Annotated in this window: 21 protein-coding genes; 11 read left to right on the top strand and 10 right to left on the bottom strand. The window is 44.8% G+C overall.

What is annotated here, in order from left to right; translation table 11 throughout:
- Positions 1-3 precede the first annotated feature (3 nt).
- From sfsA to panC, 7 genes are all read left to right on the top strand, one after another.
- Positions 4-720: a DNA/RNA nuclease SfsA gene (gene sfsA / locus R7E29_RS14975; protein WP_017635909.1), complete on the top strand. Its 717-nt coding sequence runs from the start codon at positions 4-6 to the stop codon at positions 718-720.
- A 136-nt stretch (positions 721-856) separates the two neighbouring features.
- Positions 857-1,303: an RNA polymerase-binding protein DksA gene (gene dksA / locus R7E29_RS14970; RefSeq protein ID WP_005386584.1), complete on the top strand. Its 447-nt coding sequence runs from the start codon at positions 857-859 to the stop codon at positions 1,301-1,303.
- 95 nt (positions 1,304-1,398) lie between these two features.
- Entirely contained in the window at positions 1,399-2,262 is an 864-nt protein-coding gene (gluQRS, locus tag R7E29_RS14965; RefSeq protein ID WP_054576325.1) for a tRNA glutamyl-Q(34) synthetase GluQRS, read from the top strand.
- 102 nt (positions 2,263-2,364) lie between these two features.
- Positions 2,365-3,732, top strand: a complete 1,368-nt coding sequence (pcnB, locus tag R7E29_RS14960; RefSeq protein ID WP_005386589.1) for a polynucleotide adenylyltransferase PcnB — start codon at positions 2,365-2,367, stop codon at positions 3,730-3,732.
- Positions 3,729-4,214 (top strand): 2-amino-4-hydroxy-6-hydroxymethyldihydropteridine diphosphokinase, encoded by a 486-nt coding sequence (gene folK / locus R7E29_RS14955; RefSeq protein ID WP_017635910.1) that lies wholly within the window; start codon positions 3,729-3,731, stop codon positions 4,212-4,214. The genes pcnB and folK overlap by 4 nt, the downstream gene beginning before the upstream one ends.
- A gap of 24 nt (positions 4,215-4,238) precedes the next feature.
- Positions 4,239-5,033 carry a 3-methyl-2-oxobutanoate hydroxymethyltransferase gene (panB, locus tag R7E29_RS14950; RefSeq protein ID WP_005386592.1) on the top strand — a complete coding sequence of 265 codons (795 nt, stop codon included), beginning with the start codon at positions 4,239-4,241 and terminating at the stop codon, positions 5,031-5,033.
- An 11-nt stretch (positions 5,034-5,044) separates the two neighbouring features.
- On the top strand, positions 5,045-5,950 hold the full coding sequence (gene panC / locus R7E29_RS14945; RefSeq protein ID WP_005380005.1) for a pantoate--beta-alanine ligase: 906 nt from the start codon (positions 5,045-5,047) through the stop codon (positions 5,948-5,950).
- Between the two features lie 53 nt (positions 5,951-6,003).
- On the opposite strand, the gene R7E29_RS14940 is transcribed toward panC, so the two are convergent.
- From R7E29_RS14940 to R7E29_RS14925, 4 genes are all read right to left on the bottom strand, one after another.
- The gene (locus R7E29_RS14940) at positions 6,004-6,933 is read right to left on the bottom strand and encodes a Kdo(2)-lipid IV(A) acyltransferase (RefSeq protein WP_054576327.1); all 930 of its coding nucleotides are present in this window, start codon (positions 6,931-6,933) and stop codon (positions 6,004-6,006) included.
- 127 nt (positions 6,934-7,060) lie between these two features.
- Entirely contained in the window at positions 7,061-7,831 is a 771-nt protein-coding gene (locus R7E29_RS14935) for an ABC transporter permease (RefSeq protein ID WP_005380002.1), read from the bottom strand.
- A complete protein-coding gene (locus R7E29_RS14930) occupies positions 7,832-8,749 on the bottom strand; it encodes an ABC transporter ATP-binding protein (RefSeq protein ID WP_005380000.1) in 918 nt (305 codons plus the stop codon). It lies immediately after the preceding gene.
- Between the two features lie 250 nt (positions 8,750-8,999).
- Entirely contained in the window at positions 9,000-10,670 is a 1,671-nt protein-coding gene (locus R7E29_RS14925; RefSeq protein ID WP_005379997.1) for a SulP family inorganic anion transporter, read from the bottom strand.
- A gap of 281 nt (positions 10,671-10,951) precedes the next feature.
- Between R7E29_RS14925 and can the strand changes: the two genes are divergently transcribed.
- Positions 10,952-11,620: a carbonate dehydratase gene (gene can / locus R7E29_RS14920; protein ID WP_005379996.1), complete on the top strand. Its 669-nt coding sequence runs from the start codon at positions 10,952-10,954 to the stop codon at positions 11,618-11,620.
- A 76-nt stretch (positions 11,621-11,696) separates the two neighbouring features.
- Here the strand turns inward: can and hpt are convergent, their stop codons facing one another.
- The gene (hpt, locus tag R7E29_RS14915; RefSeq protein WP_005379995.1) at positions 11,697-12,227 is read right to left on the bottom strand and encodes a hypoxanthine phosphoribosyltransferase; all 531 of its coding nucleotides are present in this window, start codon (positions 12,225-12,227) and stop codon (positions 11,697-11,699) included.
- Between the two features lie 319 nt (positions 12,228-12,546).
- On the opposite strand from hpt, the gene opaR reads away from it, so the two are divergent.
- Positions 12,547-13,161 (top strand): transcriptional regulator OpaR, encoded by a 615-nt coding sequence (gene opaR / locus R7E29_RS14910; RefSeq protein ID WP_005379994.1) that lies wholly within the window; start codon positions 12,547-12,549, stop codon positions 13,159-13,161.
- 145 nt (positions 13,162-13,306) lie between these two features.
- Here the strand turns inward: opaR and lpdA are convergent, their stop codons facing one another.
- The 5 genes from lpdA to ampD all read right to left on the bottom strand — a co-directional run bounded on the left by lpdA (position 13,307) and on the right by ampD (position 21,341).
- Positions 13,307-14,734, bottom strand: a complete 1,428-nt coding sequence (lpdA, locus tag R7E29_RS14905) for a dihydrolipoyl dehydrogenase (protein ID WP_005379993.1) — start codon at positions 14,732-14,734, stop codon at positions 13,307-13,309.
- Between the two features lie 267 nt (positions 14,735-15,001).
- Positions 15,002-16,885: a pyruvate dehydrogenase complex dihydrolipoyllysine-residue acetyltransferase gene (gene aceF / locus R7E29_RS14900; RefSeq protein ID WP_054576328.1), complete on the bottom strand. Its 1,884-nt coding sequence runs from the start codon at positions 16,883-16,885 to the stop codon at positions 15,002-15,004.
- A 19-nt stretch (positions 16,886-16,904) separates the two neighbouring features.
- Entirely contained in the window at positions 16,905-19,568 is a 2,664-nt protein-coding gene (gene aceE, locus R7E29_RS14895) for a pyruvate dehydrogenase (acetyl-transferring), homodimeric type (RefSeq protein ID WP_005386612.1), read from the bottom strand.
- A 48-nt stretch (positions 19,569-19,616) separates the two neighbouring features.
- Positions 19,617-20,384, bottom strand: coding sequence for a pyruvate dehydrogenase complex transcriptional repressor PdhR (gene pdhR, locus R7E29_RS14890; protein WP_005379989.1), 768 nt, complete (start codon positions 20,382-20,384; stop codon positions 19,617-19,619).
- A gap of 405 nt (positions 20,385-20,789) precedes the next feature.
- A complete protein-coding gene (ampD, locus tag R7E29_RS14885) occupies positions 20,790-21,341 on the bottom strand; it encodes a 1,6-anhydro-N-acetylmuramyl-L-alanine amidase AmpD (RefSeq protein WP_042521337.1) in 552 nt (183 codons plus the stop codon).
- A gap of 92 nt (positions 21,342-21,433) precedes the next feature.
- On the opposite strand from ampD, the gene nadC reads away from it, so the two are divergent.
- Positions 21,434-22,321: a carboxylating nicotinate-nucleotide diphosphorylase gene (gene nadC / locus R7E29_RS14880; protein WP_054576329.1), complete on the top strand. Its 888-nt coding sequence runs from the start codon at positions 21,434-21,436 to the stop codon at positions 22,319-22,321.
- A gap of 261 nt (positions 22,322-22,582) precedes the next feature.
- A complete protein-coding gene (locus R7E29_RS14875) occupies positions 22,583-23,041 on the top strand; it encodes a pilin (RefSeq protein WP_047008977.1) in 459 nt (152 codons plus the stop codon).
- Positions 23,042-23,046 lie beyond the last annotated feature (5 nt).

Genomic DNA, 23,046 nt, shown 5'->3' with positions numbered 1-23,046 from the left:
CAAATGCATTTCACACCCGCTTTAGAGTCCGCCACTCTACTCAAACGTTATAAACGCTTTCTTGCCGATATCGAGCTCGATACTGGTGAAATCCGTACAATCCACTGCGCAAATACAGGTGCAATGACGGGTTGTGCTACGCCCGGAAACAAGGTTTGGTTTTCTACTTCCGACAACCCGAAACGAAAATACCCCAATAGTTGGGAGTTGAGTGAAACCGAACAAGGCCACCGTATTTGTATCAATACCGCGCGCGCCAATCAATTAGCCGTAGAGGCTATTGAAAATAATGTCATTTCAGAGCTTTGTGGTTATGACACACTTCAAACTGAGGTGAAATACGGCAATGAAAATAGCCGAATTGATATCTTGCTCAGCGCAGACGACAAGCCAAAGTGCTATATAGAAGTGAAAAGCGTCACTCTTCTTGATGAGACCGACTCTACTGGACAAGGATACTTCCCAGATGCGGTCACGACTCGGGGACAAAAACACCTGAGAGAGCTCACAGAAATGGCACAAAATGGAAGTAGAGCCATACTTTTATTCACTGTTTTACATTCAGGTATTGAAAAAGTATCCGCGGCGCACCATATAGACGCGAAATATTCACTATTACTCAAACAAGCACAAGACGCTGGAGTGGAAGTTCTCTGCTACAAAGCTGAACTGAGCGATACTGGAATGAAGCTGATTTCCGCTATTGATTTTATCAATTAAGAGAAAAAATGATGTCGTCTTCACATTGACGATAACTTTGCGATTCAGTATTTGCTTGCACCGCCTCTTTTTGCTATAGATACCCGCCTTAAATTGACTGCGTAGCAGTTGACTAGGTGTAAGTAGGAGATGCTGTATGCCAGAATCAAAGAAGAAAACGATAGGCATCCTAGCCATTGCCGGCGTGGAGCCATATCAGGAAAAACCTGGTGAAGAGTACATGTCACCAGAGCAGGTTGAACACTTTACGAAAATCTTAACAGCTTGGCGCGACCAGCTAAGAGCTGAAGTGGATCGTACTGTTCACCACATGCAGGACGAAGCAGCAAACTTCCCAGATCCAGTTGACCGCGCCTCTCAAGAGGAAGAGTTCAGCCTAGAACTGCGTAACCGTGACCGCGAACGCCGTTTGATCAAGAAGATTGAAAAGACTTTGGATAAAATCAAAGAAGACGATTTTGGCTTCTGTGAGTCTTGTGGCGTAGAGATTGGCGTTCGCCGTCTTGAAGCACGTCCAACCGCTGACCTTTGTATTGACTGTAAAACACTTGCAGAAATCAAAGAGAAGCAAATGCAAGGTTAATCACCCAGCATTATGATTGTTGAAGGGAGCTCAGGCTCCCTTTTTGTTTTGGCTACCTTCGCACCCTATTTGTTTACTAAATTCGAGATACACGCATGACACGCTATGTAGGTCGATTCGCCCCATCTCCTTCTGGTCCACTGCATTTTGGTTCACTGATTGCCGCTCTTGGCAGTTATTTTCAAGCGAAAGCACAAAACGGAGCTTGGTTAGTACGTATTGAGGACTTAGACCCACCAAGAGAAATGCCAGGTGCAGCGCAACTTATCCTAGAGGCACTCAAGGCCTATCAGCTGCATTGGGATGGGAAAGTAGTATACCAGAGCGAACGTCACGACCTTTACCAAGCTCAAATAAACAAATGGCTCGAAAATGGAGAAGCCTATTATTGCCAATGTACTCGTAAGCAAATTAAAGAGCATGGCGGTTTTTATCCTGGCACTTGCCGCGATAAAAACTTGAAAGACGGCGCGATTCGCCTAAAAATGACCAAGCCTGTCGCTCATTTCCTCGACCAAAAGCGGGGAACCATTACTATTCCAGAGCAACTCGTTAATGAAGATTTCATTATTAAACGTCGAGATGGATTATTTGCTTATAATCTTGCGGTAGTATTGGACGACATCGACCAAGGCGTCACAGAAGTCGTGCGAGGTGCAGACTTAATCGAGCCGACAGGGCGTCAAATTAGCCTGTACCAAATACTTGGTCAGCCTGAAGTTAGCTACTTGCATTTACCATTGGCGATGGACAACAACGGCAATAAATTGTCGAAACAAAATCACGCGACGGCTATTGATATAGATACACCAAAACCTACTCTATTGCGCGCCATGACATTTTTAGGTTTCGAGATACCTGAAACCGTAAGGGCGACCAACATAGAAGATATTCTTCGTTGGGGCTGCGAAAACTGGCGGTTGGAACAGCTTCCAGCAGAGATCGAGATCACACCGTGATTCTCAAATGGCATTGTGTAGGCTATCATTAGCCGCAAATTAGGCCCTAGAGGCGTATAAAACTAACCAAAGCAAGATTGGATTAAACCCAGTTATTGCCAGATGCACATGAATACAAACGACTATACACCAAGCGAACCTGCCACAATTCCAGAGCTCGCTCTCAATGTAATAACTCGTGAAGAGCACAACATTTCGCGTAAGCAGATCAGTGATAATGCGCTGAAGGTACTGTACCGCCTAAATGGTGCTGGTTTCGATGCTTTTCTTGTGGGTGGCGGGGTTCGAGACTTACTGCTTGGACAAAAACCAAAAGATTTTGACATTGCGACCAACGCAACGCCGGAACAGATCAAACAGCTATTTCGTAACTGCCGTTTGATTGGTCGCCGCTTCCGCTTGGCTCATATTATGTTTGGCCGAGACATCATTGAGGTTGCGACATTCCGTGGTCACCACCAAGAGCAAAAGAATAAGAGCATTTCTCAGCAATCAAAAGAGGGTATGCTGCTGCGTGACAACGTCTACGGCACCATCGATGAAGATGCTGAGCGCCGTGATTTCACGATTAACTCGATGTACTACAACATCGCAGATTACTCGATTCACGACTACGCACGTGGTATTGAAGATTTAGAAGATCGCCTAATTCGACTGATTGGTGATCCAGAAACACGCTACCGTGAAGACCCTGTGCGCATGCTGCGTGCGGTTCGTTTCGCGGTAAAACTAGACTTTGATATTGAAGAAGACACCGCAGCGCCAATCGAACACATGGCACCGTTGCTCGGTGACATTCCGTCAGCGCGTCTTTTTGAAGAGTCACTCAAATTATTGCAATCCGGTCATGGCTTAGAAACCTACCACCTACTGCGTGAGTACAACCTATTCCAGCAACTATTCCCGACGATTGCAGCGCACTTTACAGAAGATTACTCCTCTCACACTGAGCAGATGTTGGATCTTGTCCTAGATTCTACCGACATGCGCATCGAAGATGGGAAACGCATCAATCCAGCATTTATGTTTGCTGCAATGCTGTGGTACCCACTGTGTGCGAAAGCCGATGAACTGATGGAAGAGCGCAACTTAGGCCATTACGACGCCATTATGGAAGCGAGCAACATCATTCTTGACGAGCAAGTTCGCACAATTGCCATTCCAAGACGCCACACCGCAACCATTCGCGAGATTTGGCAGTTACAGCTTCGTCTTCCACGACGTAACGGTAAACGTGCATTCCGTCTTATGGAGCTCAATAAATTTAGAGCTGGCTTTGATTTTCTTGAAATGCGCGGTGAAATTGAAGGTGGTGACACTCAGAAGCTTGCCAAGTGGTGGGAAACTTTTCAAAATGCAGGCCGAGAAATGCGTCAAGCAATGGCTGCCGACTTAGACGGTCAATCACCGAAAACAGGCCAGCGCCGCCGTAAAACTTATCGCAAGAAAAAGAGTAAGCCCAAATCATGATTACAGCGTACATTGCGGTAGGCAGTAACTTGGCGGATCCTGTCAGCCAAGCGAAGCAAGCGATTGAAGCATTAAAAACGCTGCCTAAATCAGAGTTTGTTCAAGCTTCTTCGCTATACAGCAGCACGCCAATGGGGCCACAAAACCAACCGGATTACATCAATGCGGTTGTGTCTATTAACACCAGTTTGACGCCTATTGAATTGCTCAATTGCACACAAGCTATAGAGCAAGAACAAGGGCGTGTCCGTAAAGACGAACGCTGGGGACCAAGAACCTTGGACCTCGACATTGTGCTTTATGGCAATGAGGTGATTAATTCCGAGAGGCTGATCGTTCCTCATTATGGAATGAAAGAGCGTGAATTCGTACTCTACCCTCTTGCGGAAATTGCACCAAGTTTACAACTCCCTGATGGGACCGAGGTCTCTGAACTACTGGAACAAGTAGATAGAAACGGCCTCAGTATCTGGCAGTCATAGCCAACTCCTAGTAAGGATAAAACCATGAAAAAAATGACCATCAACGACCTAATCAAGTGGAAGCAAGAAGGTCGTAAATTTGCTACTTCAACCGCTTATGATGCGAGCTTTGCCCAACTGTTTGAAAGCCAAGAAATGCCAGTACTTCTTGTTGGTGATTCTCTAGGTATGGTTTTGCAAGGTCACAACGATACTCTGCCAGTAACGGTCGATGATATCGCTTACCATACTCGTTGCGTACGTGCTGGTAGCCCAAATTGTTTGTTGATGGCAGACATGCCATTCATGAGCTACACCACGCCAGAGCAAGCTTGCGAAAATGCGGCTAAACTGATGCGTGCTGGTGCCAATATGGTAAAAATTGAAGGTGGTGACTGGCTTGTCGACACGGTGAAAATGCTCACTGAACGATCAGTTCCAGTTTGTGCTCATCTTGGTTTAACTCCTCAAGCTGTTAATATTTTTGGTGGTTACAAAATCCAAGGTCGCGATCAAGAAAAAGCAGACCGCATGGTAAAAGACGCATTAGCGCTGCAAGAAGCAGGCGCTCAAATCGTCTTACTAGAATGCGTACCAGCTGAGCTTGCTGAACGTATTACGCAAGTGCTTGACGTTCCTGTTATCGGTATTGGTGCAGGTAACGTAACAGATGGTCAAATTCTCGTAATGCATGATATGTTTGGTATTTCTGCCAACTACATGCCGAAATTCTCCAAAAACTTTCTTGCTGAAACAGGTGATATGCGCAAAGCCGTTACTAAATACATTGAAGATGTAGCCAACGGTGTATTCCCAGACGACGCTCATACCATTGCCTAGAGGATAAATGCATGCAAACTTTTGCGGAAATCTCAGCAGTTCGTGAACACCTTAAAACCTTTAAACGTGAAGGTCGTAAAGTGGCGTTTGTCCCTACCATGGGCAACCTTCACGAAGGCCACTTAACTTTAGTGCGTAAAGCACGCGAATACGCTGATATCGTTGTCGTAAGCATCTTTGTTAATCCGATGCAGTTTGATCGTGCAGACGATTTAAATAATTACCCACGCACGCTAGAGGAAGACTTAAGCAAGTTAACCTCTGAAGGGGTCGATGTGGTATTTACGCCAACACCAGAAGTTATCTACCCTGAAGGTCTGGATAAGCAAACCTTCGTCGATGTCCCTGGCCTATCAACAATTCTCGAAGGCGCGTCTCGACCAGGTCATTTCCGTGGCGTGACGACGATAGTGAATAAGCTGTTTAACATCGTACAACCGGATGTCGCGTGCTTCGGCGAGAAGGACTTCCAACAACTTGCTGTTATCCGCAAGATGGTTGATGACCTAGCAATGGACATTGAAATCATCGGTGTACCAACCGTACGTGAAATGGACGGTTTAGCAATGAGTTCACGCAATGGCTTGCTTACGCTGGACGAGCGTCAACGTGCGCCTGTACTTGCTCGTACAATGCGTTGGATCAGCAGTGCCATTCGCGGTGGCCGCGATGACTACGCATCGATCATCGAAGATGCAAGCGACCAACTTCGAGCTGCAGGTCTGCACCCTGATGAGATCTTCATTCGTGATGCTCGTACATTACAAGTGATCACACCAGAAACGACACAAGCTGTCATTCTGATGTCTGCGTTCCTAGGCAAAGCTCGTCTTATCGATAACCAAACGGTAGATATGGTTGTCGAAGCGAAGGAAGAAGCTGAATCTAACAATACAAACTCAGAGAGCGCAGAGTAAGCTCTGAGTCATAAAAGTAAAAAGGTCGACTCTTAGTCGACCTTTTTTATACTCTACGTATAGACGCAATCTAACCCTTCAGGGCGAGTTTTAAACCGCTTGTGCAGCCACATCCACGCTGGAATATCACGTTTTATCATTTTCTCAAGCTCTTGGTTCAAGATGCTTGCCGCTTTAACCGCATTACGTCTCTCGAAACGCTCGCTAATGTCTTTTCCAATGTACAGCGTGTAATGGTGATTTTTACTCACTGTAACGCCAGATATAACCGCGCACTTTGTTGCATCAATGAGAACACTAGACCCAACGGTACTCGCCGCTTGTTCAACAGCAAAAAACGGCGCAAAAACAGAATGGCTAACGCCATAATCATGGTCGGGCAAATACCAAAGTCGATGACCCTTTTTCAGAACTTTGAGCATTGATTTCACGTCTTTTCGATCAATCATTTGATGTCCAAAACGAGTTCGACCTCGATGTTGAATAAACTCATAAGCAGGATTCGAATTTGGGCGATAAACGCCATAACCTTGGGCAAACTGGCTAAAAATACGAGCGGTTATCTCCAAGTTTAAATGGTGACTGCACACCACCAACACACCACGTCCATTCTTTTCCTCAGCGAGTAAACGATCTTTTCCAACAATAGAGGTTATCCGACGTATCCGCCAATCTGGCCAAAACCAAGCGATACCGGTTTCGATGATCGCCATTCCAGTATATTGAAAGTTTTTTCGTACTACGTCCTTACATTGCCAATCCGTAAAATCAGGGAAACACAGCTGGAGATTACGCAGAGCGATCTTGTATCGGCGCTTCATTACATGCATCGCAATACAGCCGATGCTTCTACCTAAGATTCGCAATACTACGTATGGCAGTACATTAACAAGAATCGCTAAAGATCCAAATGCCAGCCATACAGACCAATATTTGGGCTTAAGTAACTGATAGGAGAAAGGCGGCGGCGGGACAATATTCATAGGATCACTCATTAATTACAAATGATTGAAACCTACCATGATAAAAACCGAAAAATTGTATGGGTATGTATTGTTATGCATGCGAAAGAGCAGCGTGAATCGCCGCTCTTTGCTTTATGAGAATGGCTTAGCTTCTTAGCCCAATCCCTTTGGTTACTAGATAATGCGCAATGGCATACAGTGCAACAACAAACACTGCAAGTACACTAAATGAAGTGATAATGCCTACATCCGAGACACCTAAAAAGCCGTAACGGAACGCATTCACCATGTAGACGATTGGGTTGATCTTAGAAACGCCTTGCCAAAATTCAGGCAGAAGACTAATCGAATAAAAGACACCTCCCAAGTAAGTTAGAGGAGTCAATACAAACGTAGGGATGATCGAAATATCATCAAATGTTTTTGCGTAAACCGCATTGATCAAGCCACCGAGAGCAAATACCACCGACGTCATGAAGACAGTCGCGACAATAATGCCCCAGTGCTCCACTTGCAAATCAACGAACAAAAGTGACACACAAGTAACAATTGCACCGACCAACAAACCTCGAGTCACGCCGCCCATCACATAGCCAGCAATAATCACATAGTTTGGTACCGGTGCCACCAGCAGTTCTTCAATATTCTTCTGTAGCTTTGCACTAAAGAATGAAGACGCAACATTCGAGTATGAGTTGGTGATCACCGACATCATGATCAAACCTGGAACAATGTACTCCATGTAACTAAAGCCGCTCATCTCACCAATTCGAGAGCCAATAAGATTGCCGAAAATGATGAAGTACAACGTCATCGTAATGGCTGGCGGCACTAAGGTTTGCACCCAAATACGTGTAAAACGAGTGACTTCTTTGCTCAGCAAGCTGCGAAATGCCGTCCAATATAAACCGTACATTTAATTACTCCCCTCTCTTACAATGCTGACAAACAACTCTTCAAGTCGGTTGGCTTTGTTACGCATTGAGAGAACTTTAATGCCATGCTCTGTTAACTGACTGAATACCGAATTCAATCCTTGGCTTTTATCTAGTTCTATCTCTAAAGAGCCATCAACAATACTTTGTCGATTAACACCTTCAAGCTCAGGCACCTCGACTTCTGACTCAATATCCAAGATAAATGTCTCGACGCTTAGCTTACCTAGTAACGCCTTCATGGTGGTATTTTCAATCAGCTCACCACGATTAATAATGCCGATATTTCGACACAGCATCTCCGCTTCTTCTAGGTAGTGTGTCGTTAAAATAATCGTAATTCCTTGCTCTTGGTTGATCTCTTTCAGAAACCCCCACATTGAGCGGCGTAGTTCAATATCCACTCCAGCCGTTGGTTCATCTAAAATGAGTAATTGCGGCTCGTGCATCAAAGCTCTTGCGATCATTAAACGACGCTTCATCCCACCGGATAGGTTACGAGCACGCTCTTGGCGTTTTTCCCATAAATCCAATTTTTTCAGGTATTTTTCTGCTCTTTCTTTGGCTAACACTTTAGACACACCGTAATAGCCAGCTTGCTGCATCACAATTTGCTCAACGGTTTCAAACTGGTTGAAGTTGAACTCTTGTGGCACCAAGCCTAAATTCTGCTTGGCCAATTCGAGGTCGGTATCAATGTCATAACCGAAAACTTTCGTCGTTCCGGAGGTTTTATTCACTAAGGAGGAAATGATGCCAATCGTGGTCGATTTTCCTGCACCATTGGGACCCAGAAGCGCGTAGAAGTCACCCTTTTTCACTTGGAGACTTATACCTTTTAACGCCTCAAAGCCACCTGCATACGTCTTGCGCAGTTGTTCAATTTCTAATGCGTACATAAGGTCTTGATTGCCGTTTGTTTGTGATTACTAATACCGACTCATATTTAGCAGCGGTTTACTACAAAATCGCCTTGGGTATCGTATTGGAGGTCCATCAGTTTATCGTTGAATAACGATGATTACAAATAAACCTTTCGATAATATTGGAAATATAACCCTTACCTCGTAAAGGTTATCTCTGAGTAAGACAAAATAGAGCATAAAAAAACGCAACAGGACACTGTTGCGTTTTTAACTGTCAGAATGATTACGCCGTTATGCGCTGATACTGGTCTGCCTCAACATGTGCCACCGCCGCATTCAATGCTTCGTAACGGAATTGGTACATATTTTCATCAGGCACAAGGTCAATCACATGGAATTTCTCTAGCTGTTCTCGTGTTCGCTCATTCGGGCATAATAAATACACGGCACAATTGGCATCGAGAGCATCCTTAATCGCATTCTCTAACGCCAAACCGACGGTCACATCAATCATTGGTACATCCGTAAGATCGAGAATCATCACGTCATAGTCCGAAATACTAGAGTGCTGACGTGAAATGGCTTTAGAAACACTAAAGATCATCGGACCGGAAAGATAAAAGAACAGCACTTTACCATTAGCACGATCCAACAAACCACGCTCGCTGTCAGTCAGCGGCACATCATCTTCATCCGCGTCGCTGATCGCTTTTACTTGTCGCGCCTGCTCTCGGCTCAAACGCTCGATGATGATAATGTTCGAGATAAAGACGCCTAAACCCACCGCAACGATAAGATCAACGAATACTGTAAGCAACATAACGCCATACATCACCGCCATTCCGGAAAAGCTTACCTTATGTGCCCTCTGAATAAAGCTCCAGTCTAGGATGTTAAAGCCAACATACACCGCAATGCCTGCTAACACAGCCATCGGGATTGGCTCTGTTAATCCGCCAGCAACCAGTACAACCAACGCCAACATTAGTGCACGAATCACACCAGATAATGGCGAACGAGCCCCAACTTGGATATTCGTTACCGTCCCCATGGTAGCCCCCGCCCCCGGCAGCGCACCAAACAAGCCTGAGATCATGTTAGCTAACCCTTGACCTCGCAGCTCTTTATCTGAGTCGTGTTCTTTACGAGTTAATGAGTCACCGATAACCGCCGTTAACAAAGTATCAATACAACCTAATGTGCCGAGCACTAATGCATCAATGACCATCTCGACAAACATATCTGTGTCAATATAAGGGGCGACGAGAGAAGGTAACCCAGCAGGAATTTCACCGATACGACGAATATCTTCTGTATCAAAGAGAATCACAGACAATAAAGTCACCGCGACCAATGCCACGAGCTGTGCAGGAACGTATTTACGATATTGCTTAGGGAAGAAAAAAAGAATCCCCAAAGTCAGTAGTCCCAAAAACAACTCACTGAACTTAAGGTTAGAAATGGTCTCCGGCAAAGCAGATAACGTTCCGAGTACTCCCCCTGAAGGCGCAGCATGCCCCATCAAAGGCGATAACTGCAGAATGATAAGAATCACACCAATGCCAGACATAAACCCGGAAATAACGCTATAAGGCATTAAGGTAACGTATTTACCCAGTTTTAACGTCCCCAATAGGATTTGGAACGCGCCAGCCATCATGACAACCGTGAAAGTCATAGCCATGCCCGTTTCTGGGTATTTCGCCATCATACTGGTTAATACTGCGGTCATGATTACCGTCATTGGCCCTGTCGGTTCTGATATTAACGTATTAGAACCACCAAATAACGAGGCAAACAAACCGACCATTATTGCCCCCCAAAGGCCGGCCTCAGCACCGGCTCCGGATGCAACACCAAACGCTAACGCCAGAGGGAGAGAGATAATCGCCGTGGTTACCCCGCCAAATACATCCCCTTTGAAATTGATATCTTCAAAACGACTACCGAACACTGCTGATTTTCCCTGCATTCAATTTTAAAAAGTAAAATATCACTACTTTAACGAGCTAGGCGAAAATTTAAACCATAAATAGATTAAGGCTAAATTCACACCACAAATAGTTTCACCAGATTTTACTTTTTTCTTAATGAAAACTAGTCAGATGAGTCCTATCTGACGAATATTTAACGAGATCGAAATTGTAACATTGTGTATAGTTACAACACTGATCGCTTGCATGTGCACACAAACAGCGGCAGCGATTTTGTCTTTTAAGGGAAGTAGTTTGCAAAATGCCGGAAATAAAACAGTTATTTGAAAACAATTCGAAATGGTCTCAAGAGATCAAATCTGATCGACCTGAATACTTCGCAAAACTCGCTGAGGGGCAAAAGCCTGATTTTCTTTGGATTGGCTGCTCTGATAGCCGCGTCCCTGCCGAGCGACTAACCGGACTATACTCAGGTGAACTCTTTGTTCATCGGAATGTTGCAAACCAAGTTATCCATACTGATCTCAACTGTCTATCCGTCGTCCAGTACGCCGTAGACGTTCTTAAGGTTAAACACATCATTGTCTGTGGACACTATGGATGTGGTGGCGTAAATGCAGCCATTGATAACCCTAAGCTAGGTCTTATTAATAATTGGCTGTTACATATCAGAGATATCTATTTCAAACACCGCACTTACCTAGATCAAATGCCGCAACAAGATCGAGCGGATAAACTAGGCGAGCTTAATGTTGCAGAGCAAGTGTACAACTTGGGTAACTCAACCATCCTGCAAAACGCTTGGGAGCGTGGACAAGATGTTGAAATTCATGGTGTGGTATACGGAATTGAAGATGGTCGCTTAGAGTACTTAGGCATTCGTTCTAACTCTAAGGAAACCGTAGAAGCGTCTTACCAGAAAGCTCTTTCGACGATTCTAAATACAGACAACAAGCTCCTTTGTCGCTAAGTCATATCTAAAAGTTGAACGAAAAACGCCCATCTTAGATGGGCGTTTTTTATATTTTTAATGCTGAACTCAATGATTATTCTTGAGGTACAACTTTACCGATGTATGGTAAGTGGCGGTATTTCTGCGCGTAATCAATACCCACCCCAACGACAAATTCATCTGGAATTTCGAAACCAATCCAATCCACAGGAACATTCACTTCACGACGAGATGGCTTATCTAGGAGCGTACAAATAGCGATAGACTTCGGCTCACGTAGCGAAAGAATCTCACGGATTTTATTTAGTGTGTTACCAGTGTCAATGATGTCTTCAACAAGCAGAATGTCTTTACCTTTGATGTCATCATCCAAATCTTTCAAGATACGAACGTCACGTGAGCTTTCCATCGTATTGCCGTAGCTTGACGCAGTCATAAAATCAACTTGGTGAGTCAGTTCGATAGCACGTGCCAAGTCTGCCATAAATACAAATGAGCCACGCAATAAGCCTACCAACACAAGATCTTCACTACCTTGATAACGCTCTGTAATTTGTTTGCCTAATTCACGAACTCGCTCCTGAACTTCTTGCTCAGAAATCATGACTTCTATTGTATGTTTCATACTGTGCTCAATCTAAATTTGTGGGTTGAGGTAAGTCGCACGCAAACGATCACCTAATCTTACGGCGTGTAGTGTATCACCACGTTCATTGGGTTGAAAGTCGCATCCTGTTGCCAAAAAATCTTGGAAGAAGGTCTTAGTTTTATAAAGTTCATAGCTAAATTTATCAATAATAATGACATTACTGTATATAAATTGTTCTACAGATGTTGACCTTGTGCATATGCACCATTACACTCATCACTGCTTTAAGCAACTATTAAAATAATCAATTAGGGGGTTACCCCCAATATCAACTCAAATGGCAAGGAAAATGGATATGGACTCAATTGCAAAGAGACCTAGAACTAGGCTTTCTCCAATTAAGCGTAAGCAACAGTTAATGGAAATCGCATTGGAAGTATTTGCGCGCCGCGGCATCGGTCGTGGTGGTCACGCAGATATCGCAGAAATTGCTCAAGTTTCTGTAGCGACTGTTTTTAACTACTTCCCTACACGCGAAGACTTGGTGGATGAAGTTCTCAATCACGTCGTACGTCAGTTCTCAAACTTCCTATCGGATAACATAGACCTAGACTTACATGCACGTGAAAACATCGCCAATATTACTAATGCGATGATCGAGCTTGTCAGCCAAGATTGTCACTGGCTAAAAGTATGGTTCGAGTGGAGTGCTTCAACACGTGACGAAGTATGGCCATTGTTTGTTTCAACTAACCGTACTAACCAGTTGCTGGTACAAAACATGTTCATTAAAGCAATTGAACGTGGCGAAGTGTGTGACCAGCACGATTCAGAACACTTGGCAAACCTGTTCCACGGTATTTGTTACTCACTGTTTGTCCAAGCGAACCGCGCTAAAGGTGAAGCGGAGCTGAAACATCTAGTGAATTCATACTTAGATATGCTTTGCATTTACAACCGTGAACACTAAAGCTTAGCTCGTAATATATGTCAGCCCACCGTTTGGTGGGCTTTTTATTGTCTGCTGTCAGCTAAGCACACATTTATATTTCTATATAACAAGCATAAAAAAACCGCTGCAATGCAGCGGCTTCTATCATTCAGTCAGAAAAAGCTTACTTCTTCTTAACTGCTTTTTTGTTTGGCAGGTCAGTGATTGAACCTTCAAATACTTCAGCAGCCAGACCTACAGACTCGTGTAGAGTTGGGTGAGCGTGGATAGTCAGAGCGATATCTTCTGCATCACAGCCCATCTCAATTGCAAGGCCGATTTCACCAAGTAGTTCACCACCGTTAGTACCAACGATAGCACCACCGATTACGCGGTGAGTTTCTTTGTCGAAGATTAGCTTAGTCATACCGTCTGCACAGTCAGATGCGATTGCACGACCTGATGCTGCCCATGGGAATGTTGCTACTTCGTACTTGATGCCTTCTTCTTTCGCTTCTTTTTCAGTCTTACCAACCCAAGCCACTTCTGGCTCAGTGTACGCAATTGAAGGGATAACTTTAGGGTCGAAGTAGTGCTTCTTACCAGAGATAACTTCAGCAGCTACGTGACCTTCATGCACACCTTTGTGAGCAAGCATTGGTTGACCAACGATATCACCGATCGCGAAGATGTGAGGAACGTTAGTACGCATTTGCTTATCAACGTTGATGAAGCCGCGCTCGTCAATTTCTAGACCCGCTTTTTCACCGTCGATTAGCTTACCATTTGGTACACGACCGATAGCAACTAGAACCGCATCGTAACGCTCAGCTTCAGCTGGCGCTTTCTTGCCTTCCATTGAAACGTAGATACCGTCTTCTTTTGCTTCAACTGCTGTTACTTTCGTTTCTAGCATTAGCTTGAACTTGTCTTTGATACGCTTAGTAAATACTTTCACGATATCTTTGTCTGCTGCAGGAATTACCTGGTCAAACATTTCAACAACTTCAACTTTAGAACCTAGAGAGTGGTAAACCGTACCCATTTCTAGACCGATGATACCACCGCCCATGATAAGCAGTTTTTCTGGCACTTCTTTTAGTTCAAGAGCGTCAGTAGAGTCCCAAATACGTGGGTCTTCATGCGGGATAAATGGCAGTTTGATTGGACGAGAACCAGCCGCAACGATTGCGTTGTCAAAGTTAACAACTGTTGGCTCACCTTCGCCTTCTACAAGGATAGAGTTAGGGCCAGTGAACTTACCGTAACCGTTAACTACTGTTACGTTACGCATCTTAGCCATACCGCTTAGGCCGCCAGTTAGTTGGTTAACAACTTTTTCTTTCCAGATGCGGATTTTGCTGATGTCTGTTTGAGGCTCACCGAACACAACGCCGTGGTCAGCCATCGCTTTCGCTTCTTCAATTACTTTAGAAACGTGAAGCAGTGCTTTAGATGGGATACAACCCACGTTCAGACATACACCGCCAAGCGTGCTGTAACGTTCAACTAGTACAGTTTCAAGACCTAAGTCCGCACAACGGAATGCAGCGGAGTAACCAGCAGGACCAGAACCAAGTACAACAACTTGGGCTTTAATTTCTTTGCTCATTTTGACCTCTTGTAGTCATTATCCCTAACAGGCTGAGTGGGTATCGATTTTTTATGTTTAAGAGAGATTTGTTTTAAACAGTTATTTTCAGACCGCTAACAGTTTACAGAGATGTTAATGGTGTGAAAAGTAAATCAATTTAGCCTGTGAGCTAGACAACAATTCGATTGTGAAAACCCTGAACGAAGCAAGGCTGATAACCAAATTGTCGGTAATTATGATTAGCAGAGGCGGCTAAGTTGCCGCCTCTCATTCATCTAATTTCTATTACAGAACTAGACGACGAATGTCAGATAGACATGAGTTTAGGTAAGTGATGAAGCGCGCACCTTCAGCACCATCGATCACACGGTGGTCGTATGATAGAGACAGTGGAAGTTGTAGACGCGGTTCGAACTCTTTACCGTTCCATACCGGTTTCATTTCTGACTTAGACACACCTAGGATACCAACTTCTGGTGCGTTTACGATTGGAGTAAACGCTGTACCGCCGATACCGCCTAGGCTAGAGATAGTGAAACAGCCACCTTGCATGTCAGCCGCAGTTAGCTTACCAGCACGTGCTTTCTTAGAAACCGCCATTAGCTCTTCAGATAGCTCGTAGATGCCTTTCTTGTTCACGTCTTTAAATACAGGAACAACTAGACCGTTTGGTGTATCTACCGCGATACCAACATTCACGTATTTCTTCAGAATTAGGCTCTCACCGTCTTCTGATAGAGAAGAGTTGAACGCTGGGAACGCTTCAAGCGCTTTAGCTACCGCTTTCATGATGAACACAAGTGGTGTGATCTTCATGCCAGTGTCTTTCTTCGCTTCAATCGCGTTTTGCTCTTTACGGAATGCTTCAAGAGCCGTGATGTCTGCGTTATCCCACTGTGTAACGTGCGGGATCATTACCCAGTTACGGTGTAGGTTTGCGCCAGAGATCTTCTTAATGCGAGATAGCGGTTGAACTTCTGTCTCACCAAACTTGCTGAAGTCCACTTTTGGCCATGGTAGTAGACCAAGAGCCGCGCCGTCGCCTTTGCCAGATGCTGCTGCACCTGCGCCAGACTCAAGACGCTTAAGTGCATCTTTCACGTAAGCTTGAACGTCTTCTTTTAGGATACGGCTCTTACGACCAGAACCTTTAACCTTAGAAAGATTAACGCCAAATTCACGCGCTAGACGACGAACAACTGGAGACGCGTGAGCGTACTCATCGTTTTCTTTGAAATCGCCAGTCGCTGCTGGAGCTGCTGCCGCTGGAGCTTCTGCTTTAGGAGCCGGAGCTGCAGGTGCTGCCGCTTGAGCTGGAGCTGCTGCAGGAGCAGGTGCTGCACCCGCCACTTCGAATACCATGATTAGTGAGCCAGTAGACACTTTGTCGCCAGCTGCAATCTTGATTTCTTTAACTGTGCCAGCGAATGGTGCAGGAACTTCCATAGAAGCTTTGTCACCTTCAACAGTGATTAGAGATTGCTCTTCTTCCACTGTGTCGCCAACAGCAACCATGATCTCAGTAACTTCAACTTCGTCGCCGCCGATATCTGGAACGTTCACTTCTTTTGCCGCAGACGCTGCTGGAGCTGCTGCCGCAGGAGCTTCAGCAGCTGCTGGAGCGCCTGAACCTGCTGTTTCGAACACCATGATAAGTGAGCCAGTCGATACTTTATCGCCTGCTGCAACTTTGATCTCTTTTAGAGTACCTGCGAATGGCGCTGGAACTTCCATAGAAGCTTTGTCGCCTTCAACAGTTAGAAGAGATTGCTCTTCTTCGATGCTGTCGCCAACGGCAACCATGATTTCAGTAACTTCTACTTCATCACCACCGATGTCTGGTACGTGAACTTCTTTTAGTTCTGCCGCTGCTGCTGGAGCTGGAGCTGCTGCTGGAGCTGCTTCTGCCGCAGGAGCAGGTGCAGCGTCAGCTGCACCCTCGGCTTCGAAAATCATGATTAGAGAACCAGTAGAAACCTTGTCGCCTTCTGCAACTTTGATTTCTTTAACGATACCCGCTTGAGAAGCAGGAACTTCCATAGAAGCTTTATCGCCTTCAACTGTGATCAGAGACTGCTCTTCTTCAACCTTGTCGCCAACGCTTACAAGAATCTCAGTAACTTCAACCTCATCCGCACCGATGTCTGGTACATTAATTTCGATTGCCATTTCTTATCTACCTTCTTAATTAAGCGTATAGCGGGTTTGTTTTCTCTGTGTCGATGTCGAATTTCTTAATTGCTTCTGCAACTACAGATTTCTCAACTTCGCCACGTTTCGCTAGTTCAGTTAGCGCTGCTACTACTACGTAACCTGCGTTCACTTCGAAGTGACGACGTAGGTTTTCACGGCTGTCTGAACGACCGAAGCCATCAGTACCAAGAACTTTGAAAGACTCAGCAGGAATGTATGCACGAACCTGCTCTGCGTAGTTCTTCATGTAGTCAGTTGCTGCGATAGCAGGTTCAGTACCCATTACTGTTTGGATGTAAGGTACTTTCGCTTCCGCTTCTGGGTGAAGCATGTTGAAACGCTCTGCATCTTGGCCATCGCGAGTTAGTTCGTTGAATGACGTTACAGAGTAAACATCAGAAGCAACACCGTAATCTTCGCTTAGGATTTGAGCTGCTTTACGTACTTCATTCATGATAGTACCAGAGCTCATTAGCTGAACTTTCGCTTTGTCGCCCGTGTAAGTTTCTAGCTTGTAGATACCTTTACGGATGCCTTCTTCAGCGCCTTCTGGCATTGCTGGCATTGCGTAGTTTTCGTTCATTAGCGTTAGGTAGTAGAACACGTTTTCTTGTTCTGGACCGTACATGCGACGGATACCGTCTTGCATGATTACTGCTACTTCGTACGCGAATGTTGGGTCGTAAGAAATACAGTTAGGAACCGTACCCGCCAAAATGTGCGAGTGGCCGTCTTCGTGCTGTAGACCTTCACCGTTCAACGTTGTACGACCCGCAGTTGCACCTAGTAGGAAACCACGTGCTTGTTGGTCACCAGCCATCCACGCCATGTCGCCAACACGTTGGAAGCCGAACATTGAGTAGTAGATGTAGAACGGGATCATTGGTAGGTCGTTTGTCGAGTATGAAGTCGCAGCAGCAACCCATGAAGACATAGCACCTAGCTCGTTGATACCTTCTTGTAGAACCTGACCTGAAGTCGCTTCTTTGTAGTAAGAAACAACGCCACGGTCTTCTGGTGTGTAAGTTTGGCCGTGCGGGTTGTAGATACCGATTTGACGGAACAGACCTTCCATACCGAATGTACGTGCTTCGTCAGCAATGATAGGAACGATGTTCTTACCAATGTTCTTGTTCTTAAGTAGAACGTTTAGCGCACGTACGAATGCCATAGTAGAAGAGATATCACGCTTCTGTTCTTCTAGTAGTGGCTTGAATTCTTCTAGCTCAGGAACGATGAATTCTTGAGTGAATTTTGGTAGACGCTGTGGCGTGTAGCCGTGTAGCGCTTTACGACGAGCGTGTAGGTATTCGTACTCTTTTGAACCTTCTTCAAGTTTCAGGTACGGAAGTTCTTTCACTGCTTCGTCAGTTAGGATGTCTTGAAGGCCTAGACGATCACGTAGGTGTAGTACGTGAGTCATATCCATCTTCTTAACTTGGTGCGCGATGTTCTTACCTTCAGCCGCTTCACCCATGCCGTAACCTTTAACAGTCTTAGCTAGGATTACTGTTGGACGACCTTTAGTTTCTGCCGCGTTTTTGTATGCCGCGTATAGCTTAGAAGACTCGTGACCACCACGCTTAAGTGCGAAGATTTCGTCATCAGTCATGTCAGCAACAAGTGCAGCTGTCTCTGGGTACTTACCAAAGAAGTGCTCACGTACGTACGCGCCATCTTTTGATTTGAATGTTTGGTAGTCGCCGTCGATCGTTTCATTCATAAGCTGTAGAAGCTTACCAGTCGTATCTTTAGCTAGTAGTGAATCCCAGTTGTTACCCCAGATTACCTTCACTACGTTCCAACCAGCACCTTTGAACAGACCTTCAAGTTCTTGAATGATCTTACCGTTACCCATTACAGGGCCATCTAGACGCTGTAGGTTACAGTTGATTAGGAAGCATAGGTTGTCTAGTTTCTCACGCGCAGCGAAAGAGATAGCACCACGTGATTCTGGCTCATCCATCTCACCGTCACCTAGGAACGCGTAAACGCGCTGTTCTGAAGTATCTTTAAGACCACGGCCTTCTAGGTACTTAAGGAAACGAGCTTGGTAGATAGAAGCGATTGGACCTAGGCCCATCGATACTGTCGGGAACTGCCAGAATTCAGGCATCAGTTTAGGGTGCGGGTATGAAGGAATACCTTTGCCGTCTACTTCTTGACGGAAGTTGTCTAGCTGCTCTTCAGTTAGACGACCTTCAACGAATGCACGTGAGTAGATACCTGGTGAAATGTGACCTTGGTAGTAAACTAGGTCGCCACCATCCTTCTCGTTTGGTGCACGGAAGAAGTGGTTGAAACATGTCTCGTAGAACGCAGCAGAAGACTGGAAAGACGCCATGTGGCCGCCTAGCTCTAGGTCTTTCTTAGATGCACGTAGAACGATCATGATAGCGTTCCAACGAATAATTGAGCGAATACGACGCTCAAGTGTTGTGTCACCTGGGTATGCTGGTTCTTGGTCTGCAGGAATCGTGTTGATGTAGTTAGTTGTGATACCTGTTGGCATATCAACACCGTCTAGACGTGCTTTATCTAGAACTTGCTCTAATAGGAATTGAGCACGCTCTAGACCTTCTTCACGTACAACTGACTCAAGCGCTTGTAGCCATTCTTGAGTTTCCAGTGCATCTACGTCATGCTTCATATCAGACATGGCGATCTATCCTTCTGTTGGTTGGATCTACTTATTTAAGTAACGCTCTTACGAGTCATTACCCTGCTGAATTCGACGTAGAGAACGCTCTCGTCGAGACTCTTCTCGAGTCAAATCCAACAATGTTTCTTCGATGTAAGCCAAGTGCGAGTGGGACATTTCTCGCGCCTTTTCAGGCTGACCAGAAACAATCGCATCCACGATATTGGCTCGGTGTTTACTGACTTTCTCGACCGCTTCTGGGCGGCGACGTAGTAATTTAAAATTTTGTAGAATATTTTGCTCAAGCAAAGGTGCTAAGCTTCGAACAATGTGCAACAAAACCACGTTGTGCGCGGCTTCTGTCAAAGCGATCAAAAATTGCATTACTTCCGCAGATTCAGCTTCGATATCGTTGTTTGCTTGCTCTTGGCTAATGCGCTCAAGGCAACCTTGAATACGCGCAAAATCTTCTTCGGTACCACGTAAAGCTGCAAAGTAGGCTGAAATTCCTTCCATCGCATGACGAGACTCAAGCACATCAAGCTGGGTTTCAGAATGACTAGACAACAAATTCAACAAGGGATCTGAAAAGCTCTTCCAGATATTCTCACTTACGAATGTTCCGCCACCTTGGCGACGAGTCAACAAACGCTTCGCTTCCAAGCGTTGAATGGCTTCTCGGACTGAAGGACGAGACACATCGAACTGTTTTGCCAGTTCACGCTCTGGAGGCAGTTGTTGCCCCGGAGACAATGTTCCTTCCACTATCAACCTTTCTAACTCTTGTTCTATAACATCAGAGAGTTTTGGCTGACGAATCCTTTGATAAGCCATAATTTATTGTTCTTCTACTCTTGCAGGTAATTGGTAATACCAATTTTAAGTTGGTGCAGAAATTAACATAATTAAAACGCCACTGTCCAGCCGAAAATTGACCTAAATCATAGAACGAGCTTACTTCCAACACTCTGATAACAATCGACTGTTAAAACAGCAATAGAATTGGTATGACCAATTACATAAAGCATACAAATGGGAAGTCGACGTGCTAGCAGTTTTGGAAAAGAAATACAGAAAATGACAAAATTATCAGTCTATTTATTCACCAAAACGGCATATGCGAGCTTAAAAATGTAGTTAACTTTTAACAATCATTAATATTTCTGGTATCAAAAAAAGGCATACCTGATCGTATGCCTTATTTATTTCGCTTTTTTGAATTTACACTTTCGCTACAAATCAACGCTGTATAAGCAGTCTATATTTCACCCAATCAAAGCTTAGACCAGGATCGCTTTTTCTCAAGGGCGCAATATATTGATGACCGGTAATTCGTGGCGGGGTGATTTGAGGATAAGACTGCATAATCACCTCAGTGATCTCTGCAAGTGATTGATATTGCGCTTCTGTGTAGGCAGTAAATTCTGTCCCTTCAAGCTCGATACCAATGGAATAGTCATTACAACGCTCCCTGCCCGCGAAACTGGATTGACCGGCATGCCATGCTCTATCAAGAAAAGAAACAAATTGAACAACCTCGCCGTTTCTTTTAATCAAGCAATGTGCAGAAACGCCCATTTTGTGAATAACTTCAAAAAATGGATGTTCATTTGGGTCTAGCTTGCCAGTGAAGAAGTCCTCTATATATGGTCCACCAAACTGCCCAGGAGGCAAACTGATGTTGTGTACCACCAGCAGAGAGATGTCGTTTATATCAGAGCGGGCATCAAAAAATGGTGACGGAACATGCTTTGCCTGTGTCAGCCAGCCATTCTCGATAATTGGGCGCATATCAACCTCTCTACTTTGCAAATTAACTGCTGAAATTATTGACACCGGAGAGTATCATTCGTTGCCATCTCCCTTTCAAGACAAGATTTGCGATGAAGAACACACACAACATTCAAGAACGCCTAGAATACCTTAAACAACAACTCCCTTTAGAGATCACTCGCTCTGTCGCTGATACCTTAAAAGAAGATCTAGGTGGCAGTGTCGACGCAGATAATGACATTACTGCATCTTTGATCCCTGCCGATGCGGTCAATACCGCAACGATTATTACTCGTGAGTATGGTGTGTTCTGTGGTCAAGCATGGGCAGATGAAGTTTTTAAGCAGCTCGGTGGCAAGGTCAGTATTGAATGGCACGTAAAGGACGGCGATAAAGTCGAACCTAACCAAACCCTTTGCACGCTGACAGGCCCTGCTCGTGACTTGTTGACTGGTGAGCGTAACGCAATGAACTTCATCCAAACGTTGTCTGGCTGCGCAACAGTTACCGCAGAGTACGCTGAAAAAATCGCGCATACTGAGTGTCGTCTACTAGACACACGCAAAACCATTCCTGGTCTGCGTAGCGCACTAAAATACGCCGTGACGTGTGGTGGTGGCTTTAACCATCGCATCGGCGTGTTCGACGCTTACCTCATTAAAGAAAACCACATTATTGCTTGTGGTGGCATCACTCAAGCCATCCAAAAAGCGAAAGAGCTTAACCCAGGCAAACCGGTAGAAGTAGAAACGGAAAGCTTAGAAGAGTTGAAACAAGCGATAGAGGCTGGTGCCGACATCATCATGCTCGATAACTTCACAAAAGAAATGATGCGTGAAGCCGTAGCGATTAACGCAGGTCGTGCCGCTTTAGAGAACTCCGGCAACATTACGCTAGAGACCATCGCAGAATACGCAGAAACCGGTGTCGATTACATTTCGGTAGGCGCGTTGACTAAGCATTTAAAAGCGATGGATCTTTCGATGCGCTTCAAATAATAAAAGCAACAAATCTGAAATTACTTCAACTAACTCAGTGATTTGTGAGTAATTCATCATTTAAAAGGGCCAATTGGCCCTTTCTTTTTATCCACTAAAAAAATAGTACTACTCGCAAAACTCTGCATGCGATATGCAACTTTTCACCAAAGAGTTTTATCTCACTCGAGAGCCCATCCCTTCCCCATTTTCAACCCACCTTAACTCTCCATAATCTTTCGCCAATGCAAGAGCATTATTAATTTTTAGGAAAGGGTTAAAATGAAAAACAGTAAACAAAAAAAACAACAGGGTTTTACTCTGATCGAATTGATGATCGTGGTAGCAGTTATCGGTGTTTTAGCAGCGATTGCAATTCCTCAATATCAAAAATATGTAGCGAAATCAGAAGTCGCATCCGCATTAGCTACATTAACTGGTGTAAAAACTAACGTTGAAGCTTACGCTGTAGAAAATGGTGCTTTTCCGGATGGTTCAACAGCTAACCAAACAGAAGCAGATCTAGGTGTACCGAGCACAATCCCTTCAGGTGTTATCGCATTTTCAACTGCTAGTTCAGCTGGTGGCACTATCAAGTTCACGTTCAATGCCTCAGGCGTAAGTAACCTTATCACTAGCAAAAACTTTGAGTTGGTTCGTGCTTCTGATGGTACTTGGACATGTCAAGGCTCCTCAGCTAGCCCTGTTACAGACGATTTGTTACCAAAAAACTGTCGATAGTATAG

Origin of the sequence: Vibrio sp. Vb1729, assembly GCF_033338655.1 — a bacterium.
GTDB lineage: Bacteria > Pseudomonadota > Gammaproteobacteria > Enterobacterales > Vibrionaceae > Vibrio > Vibrio alginolyticus.
Note: the sequence above shows the minus strand (reverse complement) of the source record. Positions and strands in the feature narration are given on the sequence as shown.